The sequence below is a fragment of the Arcobacter lacus genome (assembly GCF_003063295.1).
In the GTDB taxonomy this organism is placed as follows: domain Bacteria; phylum Campylobacterota; class Campylobacteria; order Campylobacterales; family Arcobacteraceae; genus Aliarcobacter; species Aliarcobacter lacus.
Window position 1 is genome coordinate 266,894 of the sequence record NZ_MUXF01000019.1, and the last position, 12,943, is coordinate 279,836.

14 protein-coding genes are annotated in these 12,943 nt (G+C 27.6%); 1 reads left to right on the top strand and 13 read right to left on the bottom strand.

Translation table 11 applies throughout. From position 1 onward, the window contains the following. Window positions 1-68: 68 nt before the first annotated feature. A complete protein-coding gene (locus tag B0175_RS10005; protein WP_108528426.1) occupies window positions 69-1,046 on the bottom strand; it encodes a FecR family protein in 978 nt (325 codons plus the stop codon). Further along, window positions 1,047-1,520, bottom strand: coding sequence for an RNA polymerase sigma factor (locus tag B0175_RS10010; RefSeq protein WP_108528427.1), 474 nt, complete (start codon window positions 1,518-1,520; stop codon window positions 1,047-1,049). It lies immediately after the preceding gene. A 166-nt stretch (window positions 1,521-1,686) separates the two neighbouring features. On the opposite strand from B0175_RS10010, the gene B0175_RS10015 reads away from it, so the two are divergent. Beyond that, window positions 1,687-2,748 (top strand): agmatinase family protein, encoded by a 1,062-nt coding sequence (locus B0175_RS10015; RefSeq protein WP_108528428.1) that lies wholly within the window; start codon window positions 1,687-1,689, stop codon window positions 2,746-2,748. Window positions 2,749-2,776: 28 nt separating this feature from the next. Here the strand turns inward: B0175_RS10015 and B0175_RS10020 are convergent, their stop codons facing one another. The 11 genes from B0175_RS10020 to fabD form a co-directional block, all read right to left on the bottom strand. Further along, window positions 2,777-4,078, bottom strand: a complete 1,302-nt coding sequence (locus B0175_RS10020) for a 2-isopropylmalate synthase (protein WP_108528429.1) — start codon at window positions 4,076-4,078, stop codon at window positions 2,777-2,779. Between the two features lie 180 nt (window positions 4,079-4,258). Further along, on the bottom strand, window positions 4,259-5,044 hold the full coding sequence (locus tag B0175_RS10025) for a helix-turn-helix domain-containing protein (protein ID WP_108528430.1): 786 nt from the start codon (window positions 5,042-5,044) through the stop codon (window positions 4,259-4,261). Further along, window positions 5,041-5,475, bottom strand: coding sequence for a GNAT family N-acetyltransferase (locus B0175_RS10030; RefSeq protein WP_108528431.1), 435 nt, complete (start codon window positions 5,473-5,475; stop codon window positions 5,041-5,043). The genes B0175_RS10025 and B0175_RS10030 overlap by 4 nt, the downstream gene beginning before the upstream one ends. Before the next feature lie 260 nt (window positions 5,476-5,735). After that, window positions 5,736-6,311 (bottom strand): superoxide dismutase, encoded by a 576-nt coding sequence (locus B0175_RS10040; RefSeq protein ID WP_004509807.1) that lies wholly within the window; start codon window positions 6,309-6,311, stop codon window positions 5,736-5,738. A gap of 77 nt (window positions 6,312-6,388) precedes the next feature. Further along, window positions 6,389-7,597 (bottom strand): mechanosensitive ion channel family protein, encoded by a 1,209-nt coding sequence (locus tag B0175_RS10045; RefSeq protein ID WP_108528432.1) that lies wholly within the window; start codon window positions 7,595-7,597, stop codon window positions 6,389-6,391. A gap of 70 nt (window positions 7,598-7,667) precedes the next feature. Continuing rightward, entirely contained in the window at window positions 7,668-8,588 is a 921-nt protein-coding gene (locus B0175_RS10050; protein WP_108528433.1) for a manganese-dependent inorganic pyrophosphatase, read from the bottom strand. Window positions 8,589-8,707: 119 nt separating this feature from the next. Further along, a complete protein-coding gene (locus tag B0175_RS10055) occupies window positions 8,708-9,307 on the bottom strand; it encodes a lactate utilization protein (protein WP_108528434.1) in 600 nt (199 codons plus the stop codon). Window positions 9,308-9,312: 5 nt separating this feature from the next. Further along, window positions 9,313-9,816 (bottom strand): asparaginase domain-containing protein, encoded by a 504-nt coding sequence (locus B0175_RS10060; protein WP_108528435.1) that lies wholly within the window; start codon window positions 9,814-9,816, stop codon window positions 9,313-9,315. Next, window positions 9,803-11,209, bottom strand: a complete 1,407-nt coding sequence (aspA, locus tag B0175_RS10065; RefSeq protein WP_108528436.1) for an aspartate ammonia-lyase — start codon at window positions 11,207-11,209, stop codon at window positions 9,803-9,805. The genes B0175_RS10060 and aspA overlap by 14 nt, the downstream gene beginning before the upstream one ends. 112 nt (window positions 11,210-11,321) lie before the next feature. Continuing rightward, window positions 11,322-12,017, bottom strand: coding sequence for a 5'-methylthioadenosine/adenosylhomocysteine nucleosidase (locus B0175_RS10070; protein WP_108528437.1), 696 nt, complete (start codon window positions 12,015-12,017; stop codon window positions 11,322-11,324). Beyond that, a complete protein-coding gene (fabD, locus tag B0175_RS10075; protein ID WP_004509817.1) occupies window positions 12,010-12,939 on the bottom strand; it encodes an ACP S-malonyltransferase in 930 nt (309 codons plus the stop codon). Before fabD ends, B0175_RS10070 begins: the two co-directional genes overlap by 8 nt. Between the last annotated feature and the right edge of the window lie 4 nt (window positions 12,940-12,943).

The window sequence follows — 12,943 nt, forward strand, 5'->3', positions numbered from 1 at the left end:
ATAATAATTGTTTTCAGTTATATAAGAGTGAAAAATTTACAAAAAACGGACACAGATTTTTAAGAATTTCAAAATTTCTTTGAAATTCTTAAACTTTTTTCATTTTTTTCTATTTTTATTGGATATATTTTTAAGATAGTTTTTATAAATATATCAAGTTGAGTTGATGAAAATTCACCAGTTATAGAGTAGTTTTCTAACTCTTTTGATAAAAATAAAACTGAAATATCACTATATTTTGAAAACTCTTCCAAAGCCTCTTTTAGCGTTGTTTTATCAAATAAGATTTTATTTTCTCTCCAAAGAGCTATCTTTTCTGGTTCTATAATTTTTATTTGACTTATAGCACCTATTTCATTTGAGTAAGTCAAACTTTGAGCTTTTGTCAGAATAGCTTGATTTTGTTTATCAAAAAAATATTTAGAGAAGTAAGTTTTTACTACACCATTTTCTACATTTATTGTAGTTGTATCTTCTTTATGGATAACTTCAAACTTTGTTCCAACTACTTCTATATTTATGTCTTTACTTTTTATGATAAATAGTCTATTTTCATCTTTTGCTACTTCAAACATAGCTCGTCCATTTATTAGATTTATTTCTCTTTTTCCATTAAAATACTCTATATTTAGATTTGTTTTTGCATCTACAAAGATAAGCGAACCATCAGGAAGTTCTTTACTTAAGCTACTTTTATCTGTCATCAAATTTTGTGAAAACTGCACTTTAAAGTTATATTCATAAACTTTAAAAGCTGAAAAACAGAATATTAGTAAAATTGCAGCTGCACTTGAAAAATGTTTTATTCTATTTGAAAGCTTTTTTTTGCTTATTTTATTGTGTATTTCTTTTGTTAGAATTTGGCTATTTTCTTTTGATAAAGATTTTGACATTTGATGTACAAATTTTATTCGATTATATGCTTTTTTATTATTCTCATCTTCTAACCAAAGATTTAATTTCTCTTTTTGTTCATTATTTAAGCCCTCTTTTTCAAGTATTAGCCAATATGTTGCTTCTTCTTTGATTTTAGTTTCAATATTCACTTAAAATCCTCTCTTTGCTAATTCTTCTTCTACTTTTAAAGATGCTCTTTTTATAAGTTTTTCCACTGCATTTGAAGTTATATCAAGCATATTTCCTATCTCTTTTCTACTATATCCTTCAATAGTATATAAAAGATAAGCTTCTTTTGCTCTTTGTGGTAGTTCTTCTATAATCTGCATAAAAATCTTTTCTTGGTCTTCTTGAAATAGTATCTCTTCTGGTTGTTCACACGGTGGTCCAAAATGTAAGTTTTCTTCAAATAGTGTAGTTTGTAGTTTTTGATTTTCCAAAGCTTCTTTAACAACTATATTTTTTGCTATTTTATATAAATATGCTCTTTCATTTTCAATATCATATTTCTCTTTTGACTCAAGAACTCTAATATATGTTTCTTGAATAATATCTTTAGCTTTTTCTTTATCACCTACTAACTTTTGAGCATAATACAAAAGTTCATCATAGTATCTCAACATTTATTTACCTATTTTTTTGATAAAGGTTATCATAAATTATCTTAAAAATATTTTTGTAAAATTGCTATCATGACAAGTAAACTTACAAAAAATAGAATAAAAACACTAAATTAACGTTATTATTTCCATAATTATTTTATAATTCAAAAAAATATTAGGAAATATTATGTCTTATAGAACTTTAGAAGAAGAGATAAAAGTATTAGAACTTGGACTTCCTCCTGTTGAGGGTGATGGATTTATCGGTGGAAGATTAGACCCAGAGGAAGCTAGTTTAGTTTTAGTTCCAATTCCTTGGGAAGCTACTGTTTCATTTGGACAAGGAACTGCAAATGCACCTGATGCTATACGAACTTCAAGCCACCAATTAGATGTAGAAAACTACCACTATATCAAACCATATACTGCTGGTATTGCTATGCTTGAAACTGATAAAAGTTTACATAAGCTTAGTAACAAAGCAAGAAAAAAAGCTTTAAAAGTTATTGAAGCTCTTGAAGATGGGAAAACAAATAAAAAAGCTTTAAAATTTGTAAATGAAGCTTCGGTTACTTTAAACTCTTCGGTTTATGAAAAATCTCTTGAACAGATAAAAAAAGGGAAATTTGTAGCAGTTGTTGGAGGTGATCACTCTTGTCCTCTTGGACTTATCAAAGCTTTAAGTGATACTCAAACTGAATCATTTGGTATCTTACACGTTGATGCTCACCACGATTTAAGAGAAGCTTATGAAGGTTTTACTTACTCTCACGCTTCAATTTTTTATAACGTTATGAAAGAGTGTGAAAAAGTTTCAAATCTAGTTCAAGTTGGTATTCGTGATTATAGTAAAGAAGAAGCAACTAGAATGATTAATTATGGGGTAAAAGGTGCCTGTTTATATGATACTTTAATGCAATCAGAACTTGCTAGCGGAAAATCACTTGAAGATGTTTTTGCTCCTTATATAAATCAACTTCCACAAAATGTTTATTTATCAATAGACATTGATGGTTTAGAGCCATTAAACTGCCCAAATACAGGAACTCCAGTTCCTGGAGGATTGAGATATGGAGAACTTGAACATCTTATTTTTATGATTGTAAAAGCTGGTAAAAATATCATAGGATTTGACCTTTGTGAAGTTGGCGATAGTGCTGATGGTTGGGATGCAAATGTTGGCTCAAGAGTTTTATACCAATTATGTGGCGCATTACTTGCAAGTCAAGGAAAAATCGAATATAGATAAAATTAAAAGTAAGTTTTAAAACTTACTTTTAACTATTTAACTTTTTATATAGTTCGATTATTTCTTCTTTTTCTAACTCTCTTTTTAATTTATCAGATTCTTCTTTTATAACTAAACCAAATTTTATAGCTTCATCTTTGTTCATGTTTACACCTAAAAATTCACTTATTATAAAACTTGCTCCACCTTTTCCTGATTGAGAGTTTACACGTATTACTTTTTCATATCCTCTTTTTATATCTTTTGGGTCAATTGGTAAATATGGCACATTCCAACTTTGGCTATTTGTTTGTCTATAAAAATCTATTCCTTTTTTGATAGCATCTTGATGTCCACCACTAAAAGCAGTAAATATCATATCACCAACAAATGGATGTCTTGGATGTACAAAAAGTTGTGTTTTTTCTTCATACATAGCTTTTACCTCATCAATTATTGATAAATCAAGTTTTGGGTCAATTCCTTGTGAATAGATATTAAAAGCAAAATTTATTATGTCTAAGTTCCCTGCTCTTTCACCATTTCCAAACAATGTTCCCTCAATCTTGTCTGCTCCTGCAAGTACAGCTAACTCAGCACTTGCCACAGAAGTTCCTCTATCATTATGAGGATGAACACTAATAATCAAAGCTTCTCGATTGTCTAAATTCTTACACATCCACTCTATTCTATCTGCATAAACATTCGCTGTACAAGCTTCAAGAGTATTTGGTAAGTTTATTATCATCTTATTTTCTTTTGTTGGTTTTACCACATTTATAACTTCATTACATATTTTTGCAGCAAACTCTAAATCTGTTTGAGAAAAGCTTTCTGGTGAATATTGATAAGTTACTTTTCCTTTAAAATCTTTTGTAAGTTCAACTAAATATTGCATAGCTTCAACAGCCATTTGAATTATCTCATCATCACTTTTTTGAAAAACAACTCTTCTTTGAAACTCATTTGTTGGATTATATAAGTGAAAAATTCCATTTTTTACTTCACTCATAGCTTCTACACTTTTTTTAATCCACTCTTTTTTTGCAGGAATTAAAATCTGAATAGCCACATCATCTGGCACTAAATCTTCTTCGATTAATTTTCTAGTAAAGTTAAAATCTGTATCACTAGCACTTGGATAACTAACCTCTATTTGTTTAAAGCCCATTTTTACTAAAGCTTTAAAATACTCCAATTTTTGCTCAACCGTTAAAGGATTTATCAAAGCTTGATTTCCATCTCTTAAATCTACACTACAATAAATTGGTGCGTGTGTTATAGTTTTATCTGCCCACTCTCTTTTAAAATTTTGCACAATAGGATATTGTTGATATTTTTTGAAACTCATGGTTTACTCCGTTATAATTTTTATTTTTTGATTTGTTTTTTTATATTTTAAGTATTAGAAAGTTTTGAGGCAGAGGAGAGAAAAAGAGATGATTTGTTTTATAATATTTACACTCACGATAAACTCCTTTTTAAATTTTGCAAATTATAACTTTTACAAAAAATAAAATCTTGTACAAAATTAACATTTTGAAAAAATATTTTTTTGATACTCTTTTGGTGTAATTTGAAAGATTCTTTTAAAGCTTCTATTTAAGTGGCTTTGGTCAAAAAAACCACTATTTTGTGCTATTTGAGAAATAGAAATATTTGAAGTCAATAACTCTTTTGCAAGATGAACTTTTTTATTTAAAATATATGAATGAATTGGAAGTCCAAACTCTTTTTTAAATACTCGTATTAGATGAACAACTGTTAAATCAAACTTCAAAGCTAACTCATCTAAAATAAACTCTTCAAGATAATTTTCATCTAAATATTTTTTTATATTCATTGCTAAAGTTGATTCTTCTTTATAGTTTTGTTCTGTTTGTTCAAAAGAAAAAAATGCAAGACAAAATAGATAAAGATTTTCTTCTTTTTCTATCAAAGAGATTTTAATATCAAGTAAACAATCACATAATTTTATAAAACTTTTATAGATGTTTCTATTTTTGATTAACTCAAAAGCTGATGAAAAATTAAAATCTAAATTCATTAAATAATCTTTTTTCAAGTATAAAACATATCCATCTTTTGACTTTTCATTTGTTGTTGCACTATGAGGAATTTGACTATTTATAATAGCAATTTCATTTGCTTTTACTGTTATTGAAGTATCATTAAAAATAAGATTTAATGAACCTTTTTTTATTGCAGTGATTGTAAGTTCTTCGTGTAAATGCATCTTTACACAATCTTCAATATCTTCTACATATCGTAACTCGATAAAGTCTAATTTTTGATTTTTAAAGATATCTGATTTCATATATTTAGTTTCATATGTAAAAGGGGAAAAGGTTTTCCAAAACCATCTTTTTCACTTCGATTTATAACTTCAAAGCCTAAATATTTATAAAAATTTACTGCATTTGGATTTTGTTCATTTACATCTATTTCATTTATATTATGATTTTTTATAACATATTCTAAAAGTTTTTTACCAATACCTTTTTTAAAATATTTTGATTTTATAAAAAGCATCTCAACTTTATTTTCATCAATTCCAATAAAACCTAAAATATTTCCAAACTCATCTTTATAAACATATAATTTAACTGCATATAAATATTCATTTAAAATTTTTGGTCGAAAGAAGTTTATATCTGTTTCTTCTAAAAAAGTGTGTGTAGCTCTTACTGAATCTTCCCAGATTTCAGTAAGAATTTTATATTCATTTTCTTTTGCTTCTATAATCATAATTCTTAACTCTATCCTAAAATCAAATTCTTTGCTTTTATATATTATTTTTCTAATATTTTAAATTTTCGTAAATTGTAACGAAGAAATAATAAATGTTTATTTTTTTATTGCAGTGATTATAAGTTTTTCGTGTAAATCTATCTTTATACAATCTTCGATATCTTCTACATATCGTAACTCTATAAAGTCTAGTTTTGGATTTTTAAAGATATCTGATTTCATCTATAAAAAAGTATGGAAAATCCATACTTTTATTTTTATCCTAGGTTTTTAGCTACAAAATCCCAGTTTACTAATTGCCAGAAGTTTTCTAAGAATTTAGGTCTTGCATTTCTAACATCAATATAGTAAGCGTGTTCCCAAACATCACATGTTAAAACTGGAGTTAAACCTTCAGTTATAGGACAGCCTGCATTTGAAGTTGTAACGATTTTTAAATCACCACTTGCATCTTTTACTAACCAAGCCCAACCTGAACCAAATTGTCCGATAGCTTTAGCTGTAAACTCTTCTTTAAATTTTTCAACTGAACCAAAAGCTTTTGTTAAAGCTGCTTCAACAGAAGCTGGAATAGCACCTTGATTTGGAGTTAAACCACTAAAGAAAAAATCATGGTTAAATACTTGAGCAGCATTATTAAAAACACCACCACTTGATTTTTTTACGATATCTTCTAAAGATAAGTTTTCAAACTCAGTTCCTGGAATCAAATTATTTAAATTGTTTACATAAGTTTGGTGGTGTTTACCATGGTGAAACTCTAAAGTTTCTTGTGACATACATGGTGCTAATGCATCTATTGCATAAGGTAATTTCATTAATTCGTGTTTCATATTATTATCCTTTTAAAAAAAATTAATTGAACATAAGAATACTCTTTTTTATATATTTTTTCACTTAATAATTTTTCTTAGCCATATTGATATGGTTTTATTCCAAACTCTTTTAGTACTGAATAAATATGATCAAAAATATCTGATTGAATATTTTCATAATCAATCCAAACTGTTGTAGCTGTAAAACAATATATTTCTAAAGGTATTCCATATTCATTAGGAGCTAATTGTCTTACCATAATTGTCATATCTTTGTTTATATTTGGATGATTTTTTAAATATGTAACCAAATATGCTCTTAATGTACCAATATTTGTAAGTCTTCTACCATTCATTGCTACACTTAAATCAAAATTGTGTGATTCGTTATAGTTTTTTATTTCTGATTGTTTAGTGTGCAAATATGGTGTTAAAAGATTTGCTTTTTCTAATTTTTTTATATCTTCTTCATTTAAAAAAGATATTGAATTAATATCTATTAAAACTGCTCTTTTTATTCTTCTTCCACCTGATTCTCTCATTCCTTGCCAGTTTTTAAAAGAATCTGATACTAAAGCGTAAGTTGGTATTGTTGTTATCGTTTTATCAAAGTTTCTTACTTTTACAACATTTAAACCAATATCTATAATATCTCCATCAGCACCATATTTTGGCATTTCAATCCAATCTCCAACTTGAACCATTTTGTTAGTTGAAAGTTGAAGTCCTGCTGTAAATCCTAAAATAGTATCTTTAAATACCAACATTAAAACAGCAGACATTGCTCCAAGTCCACTTAAAATTGCAACTGGTGATTTATCTAATAGTATAGAAATTACATATATAAGACATATTATTCCAAAGATGAGTTTTATACTTTGGATAACACTTTGCATAGCAAAAAATGGTGTTTTTGTTTTATTATGAAGTGTTTTAAAACTTTTATCAACTATCGAATAAAAAGATAAAAGCCCAAAAATAGATATCCAAATAAGTGAAAATGTTTGAAATATTTCATAAACTACACTTTGTTTATCTACCCAAATTGATGTTTGCCAATATACAACCAAACCTTGAAATACAAGTGCTAATCTTTGAAAAAGGTTATATTCTAATAAGCTTTGAGTTATAAAATTATGTCTTTTTTTATCAACTTTTTTTATAGATTTTAAAATAATTTTATGAAGTATTATATGAACAATAATGGCAGTTAAAATAATAATACCAATAATTATAAAACTCATAGTAATAAATGTAGGTTCTATACCTATATCTTTTAAAAATTCAATTAAGTGTTTTTTCATTTTTTCTCCTAAAAGTTTTTTATTGAGAAATTTTTATTTGCTTACAAAGCCTTAAAGGCTTTGTAAAATTTTAAGCGAAGGCAGGTTCTAAGAAAGGAATAATTTGTTTTTTTCTTGATAAACAACCATCTAACCAAACTTTATTATCTACAAGTTTACAGTTAAATGCTTTTTCAAAAATTGATGTATCATCAGAAGTTACTAAAATTTCACTTCCTTCTTTCATAATGTCAGTTAAAAGTAAAGCAACAGTATGTAAACCTTGCTCTTCTTTTACTTTTTTGATATCAGCCATTAATTCATCTTTGATTGCATCAAAAACACTTCCATCAACAACTTCAAGTTGTCCAATACCTACTTTAGAGCCGTGCATATCGAAATTTTTATAATCTCTCATTACAAGCTCTCTAATTGGAGTTCCTGCAACTGCTGATTTTACTCTAAACATTTCCATTCCAAGTGCACCAAAATCTTCTATTCCACAGATTTTTGCTAACTCTCTAACAGCTTTGATATCTGTTTCTGTACATGTTGGTGATTTGAAAATAACTGTATCAGATAAAATCGCACACATCATAATTCCAGCGATATTTGCAGGAATTTCAACTTTATGAAAATCATACATCTCTTTTACGATTGTATTTGTACAACCAACTGGTCTAATCCAACACTCTAAAGGAGCAGAAGTTGTGATATCACCAAGTTTATGATGGTCAACTATTCCAACAATTGTAGTTTTATCAAGTTCTTGTGGAGCTTGAGCAACATCTGAATAATCAGTGATAAATAGTTCATCACCTGCAAAAGATGTTTTAAGTAGTGGAGCTTCAAATCCAAATTTTTCTAAAATAAATTTTGTTTCTGGATTTGGTTCACCTTGTCTTGCTGGAATTGCAGGACGTCCAATTTTATTTAAAAGGTAAGCTAAAGAGATTGCTGAACAGATTGAATCAGAATCGGGAATAATATGTCCACATGTATATAATGCCATAAATTGTATCCTTTTTTTTGGTTTCCGATAAAAAAGGGAAACCATAAATTTTGTTTGTTAAATTTTCGGGCATTTTATCTAAAAAGAAGTTATGTTACTTTTAAATAAAAAAATTAGTATTAATATCCCAACTCTTCATCAACTAAAATGATGATTATTCTTCCTTTTTCATCATCAGCTTTTATCCAAGAAAATTTACGTGCAATATTGTCTAAGTTATATTTTGGTTCTTTTCCAAAAGAGATAGCTTTTTTATTCATTCTGTCTATATTTTTTGTTGCAGCAACATCCATAACTCGTTTAAAACCATCTTCTAAAGAATCAACTATTTTATTAATTCCAACGATTAATAAAACATTTGTTGGACCATAAGAAAGTGCAGCTACTCTATTTCCACTTCCATCAGCATTTACAAGTTTTCCGTCTTTTGTAATTGCATTTGTACTTGTTACAAAAATATCACTAATTAATCCTTGTTTTCTTCGTTTGATGTTCTCTTCCATAGAAATACCAGCTTCATATTGATTATGTAAAGTAATCTCTTTATTGTCCAATAAAAAGTCAAGTAAACCTATCTCTTTTACACTTTCACTTCCACCAAGTCCAACACTCATATTTGGCTTAATATAACTTTTTGCTAAAGATAAAGCTTCTGCTTTATCCTTTACAAAATAAGCATCATAACCGCAAGATTTTAAAACTGCTAAAAACTCTTTCATTTTGTTTATTCCTTTATCAAAAATTGTCCTAATTGTTTGTTTTTTAAAAGTTTATCATAACTTTTTACAGCTCCATGCATAGAAATATATACATCATTTGGTACTGAAACATTTAAAAATCCAACTGCCATACTAAAATTTAAAGTTGCTTCAACTTTTTTTATACTCATAGGAATCATTGCACCAGTTAATACTATTTTTTTATTATCTATCCTATCTCTCAAATATTTTGCTGTTTTATCAATAGTATCTGTTCCATGAACAATAATAATATTTTCATTTTCAAGCTTTTTTATAGTTTCTACCAAAATATTTCTATCTTCATCTATTATTTCTAAGCTATCTTTTGAAATGATATTTATAATTTCAAAATCTACATTAAAACAATTTTTTATTATTTCATCTAAAGCAATATTATCTTTTGGAACTTCGAGTTCACCACTTATTGGATTGTATCTTTTATTAAAAGTTCCACCAGTATTTAAAACTGTTATTTTAGATTTTATCATAGTTTTGAACCATATTTTTTGGTTGTAAAAGTTCGTCTAATTCTTCTTTTGTAAAAAGATTTTGTTCTAATAAAATATCATAAACTCTTTTTCCAGTTCTTAATGCTTCTTTTGCAATTGCTGAACTTTTTTCATATCCAATAATTGGATTTAACGAAGTTACTAAAGTTGCAGAGTTTAAAACATTATTCATACAAATTTCAGGATTTGCAGTAATTCCTTTGATACACTTTTCAGCTAAACTCTCAAATGCTCTTCTCATCATGTTTATAGAAATAAATAATTTATATGCAATTATTGGTTCAAAAACATTTAGTTGAAGTTGTCCGTGTTCACTAGCTATTGCGATAGTTGTATCTGCACCAATTACTTCAAAAGCAACTTGATTTACAACTTCTGGCATAACTGGATTTACTTTTCCTGGCATTATTGAACTTCCTGGTTGCATTGGAGGAAGATTTATCTCATTTAATCCAGCTCTTGGACCTGAACTTAAAAGTCTTAAATCATTACAAATTTTTGAAACTTTTATTGCAATAGATTTAAATCTTCCAGAAATTTGTACAAAAGAACCAGTATCTTGAGTAGCTTCTATCATATCATTTGCTTTATAGTATTCAGTTCCTGTAACTATTCTTAAATTTTTTATAACCAATTCTTGATATTCTGGTTTTGTATTGATACCAGTTCCAATAGCTGTTGCTCCTAGATTTACCTCTTTTAGCATATCTTGTGCTCTTGACAGTCTAAAAATATCATCATCTATCATTGTTGCATAAGTTTTAAACTCTTGACCTAAAGTCATAGGAACGGCATCTTGAAGTTGAGTTCTTCCCATTTTTAAAATATCTTTAAATTCCACTGCTTTATTGTGAAAAGAATCTCTTAAGATTTTAAGACTATCTTGAAGTTTAAAAATTAATTCATATAAAGCAATTTTTATTGCTGTTGGATAAACATCATTTGTCGATTGGCTCATATTTATATGATTATTTGGATGGATAATGTCATAAGAACTTTTTGGATAACCCAAAATCTCTAAAGCAACATTTGCTATTACTTCATTTGCATTCATATTTGTAGAAGTTCCCGCTCCACCTTGAATAGGATCAACTATAAATTGATCATGAAACTCACCTGCAATAATCCTATCACAAGCTTGAACTATAGCATTTTTTTGAATATCAGTTAAGTCACCTAGTTCATAGTTTGTTAAAGCACAAGCTTTTTTTACTTTTGCTAAAGCTATTATAAAAGTTGGGAATATAGATATTCCAAGAGTAGTTATATTAAAATTTTCTTTTGCTCTTAAAGTTTGAACACCATAATATTTATCCAGTTCAATCTCTTTTTCACCTAAAAAATCTTTTTCAATTCTATGTAATTTTTCCATAATTAACCTCAAAATTTATTTTGAACTAGTATAGGATAAAACTACATAAAATAGCTTTATATAGAAAAGAAATTAGTTGAGCTTTCTTTTTTCTATATAAAAAATATACAAATTATTTGATTAATTCTTCTACAATCTTGATTAAATAATCTGCAGAGTTTTTCGCACTTGATTTTAAAAATTCATCAAAATCAAATCCAGCATCCATATCTGCACTATCAGAAATTGCTCTTAAAATAAAAAATGGCACATTTAAGGCATCACAAACAACTGCAACACTTGCACCTTCCATTTCTAAAGCATCAGCATTAAAAGTATTTTGAATAAACTCTTTTCTTTCACTTGAATGAACAAACTGATCACCAGTTGCAATAGTTCCTTCAATAACTTTTAGATTACTTTTTGTTGCAACTTTTTTTGCTATGTCTCTTAAAGATTTTGTAGTTTCAACAAAAACTTTTCCTCCAGGAACATAACCATTAGGATGTCCAAATGCAGTAATGTCTAAATCATGTTGGCAAAGTTTATCAGCAATTATTAAATCACCAATTTGTAGCTTTGGATTAACAGCTCCAGCAACTCCTGAAAAAAGTAAAGTATCACAAGAAAACTTTTCAATCATAATAGCAGCGGTTAAACTTGCATGTACTTTTCCAATTTTTGAATAAGCTATTACAATATTAAGACCTTTGTAATTTACTTCATAATATTTATTATTTGCAAACTCTACAACATTTATTTTGTCAAAATAAGATAAAAGAGGCTCAATTTCCTCTTCCATAGCTCCCATTATTGCTAATTTAGTCATTTAATTCACCAATTACTGCTTCAAGTGTTGCCATATCAGAAACATTTAAAGTTGGTTTTTCTGTAATTTTTTTATTTAAACCTTTTAAAACTGCACCATTTCCAAATTCAATAAATAAATCAACTTTGTTATCATGTGCTTTTACTGATTGTTTATATTTTACAGGACTTACAAGTTGAGAAGATAATAATTCGATTGCTTCATCTTTTGTTGTATAAACTTCTGTACTAACATTTGAAATAACTGGTAAAAATTCATCATTTAAATACTCTTGTAAATATGGTTTTAAATTTTCAACAGCACTTCTTAGTAATTCACAATGTGATGCAACACTCATATCTAAAACGATTGCTCTTTTTGCTCCTGCACTTTTAAATGTATCAACTAAAGATTCTAAATCAGCTTTAACTCCTGCAAGAACAAGTTGTCCATCCATATTATAGTTTGCTGGCCAAACTTGTTTTCCTTCTGCTCTTTGTTCTTTACAAATTTTTTCAACTGTTTCATCATCTATTCCTACTAATGCCATCATTCCTGCGCTTCCACCACTACAAGCCTCAGTCATGAATAAACCTCTTTTATGAACTAATTCAATAGCATCTAAATAATCAATTGCTCCAGCAGATACTAAAGCTGAAAATTCTCCTAATGAATGTCCTAAAACAAACTCAGGTTGAATATCAAATTTTTCTTTAAAAATAGCATTTGCAATTGAACTAACAAGTAAAATTGCTGGTTGAGTAAATTCTGTTTTTCCTAAATTTTCATTCTCTTCAAATAGTAATTTCTCAAAATTAATATTTAATCTTTTACTTGCATTTGAAATCATATCTTTTGCTATTTGACTATTTTCAAAAAAATCTTTTCCCATCCCAACAGTTTGACTTCCTTGTCCTGGGAATATAAAAGCAACTTTTTTCATTAAT

Bases quoted from the DNA above. Each gene is read 5' to 3' on its own strand.
- B0175_RS10030 (WP_108528431.1), bottom strand. From the start codon at position 5,475: ATGATTATAGAAGCAAAAGAAAATGAATATAAAATTCTTACTGAAATC.
- B0175_RS10060 (WP_108528435.1), bottom strand. From the start codon at position 9,816: ATGATAAAATCTAAAATAACAGTTTTAAATACTGGTGGAACTTTTAAT.
- B0175_RS10045 (WP_108528432.1), bottom strand. From the start codon at position 7,597: ATGAAAAAACACTTAATTGAATTTTTAAAAGATATAGGTATAGAACCT.
- B0175_RS10055 (WP_108528434.1), bottom strand. From the start codon at position 9,307: ATGAAAGAGTTTTTAGCAGTTTTAAAATCTTGCGGTTATGATGCTTAT.
- fabD (WP_004509817.1), bottom strand. From the start codon at position 12,939: ATGAAAAAAGTTGCTTTTATATTCCCAGGACAAGGAAGTCAAACTGTT.
- B0175_RS10050 (WP_108528433.1), bottom strand. From the start codon at position 8,588: ATGGCATTATATACATGTGGACATATTATTCCCGATTCTGATTCAATC.
- B0175_RS10020 (WP_108528429.1), bottom strand. From the start codon at position 4,078: ATGAGTTTCAAAAAATATCAACAATATCCTATTGTGCAAAATTTTAAA.
- B0175_RS10070 (WP_108528437.1), bottom strand. From the start codon at position 12,017: ATGACTAAATTAGCAATAATGGGAGCTATGGAAGAGGAAATTGAGCCT.
- B0175_RS10025 (WP_108528430.1), bottom strand. From the start codon at position 5,044: ATGAAATCAGATATCTTTAAAAATCAAAAATTAGACTTTATCGAGTTA.
- aspA (WP_108528436.1), bottom strand. From the start codon at position 11,209: ATGGAAAAATTACATAGAATTGAAAAAGATTTTTTAGGTGAAAAAGAG.
- B0175_RS10015 (WP_108528428.1), top strand. From the start codon at position 1,687: ATGTCTTATAGAACTTTAGAAGAAGAGATAAAAGTATTAGAACTTGGA.
- B0175_RS10010 (WP_108528427.1), bottom strand. From the start codon at position 1,520: ATGTTGAGATACTATGATGAACTTTTGTATTATGCTCAAAAGTTAGTA.
- B0175_RS10040 (WP_004509807.1), bottom strand. From the start codon at position 6,311: ATGAAACACGAATTAATGAAATTACCTTATGCAATAGATGCATTAGCA.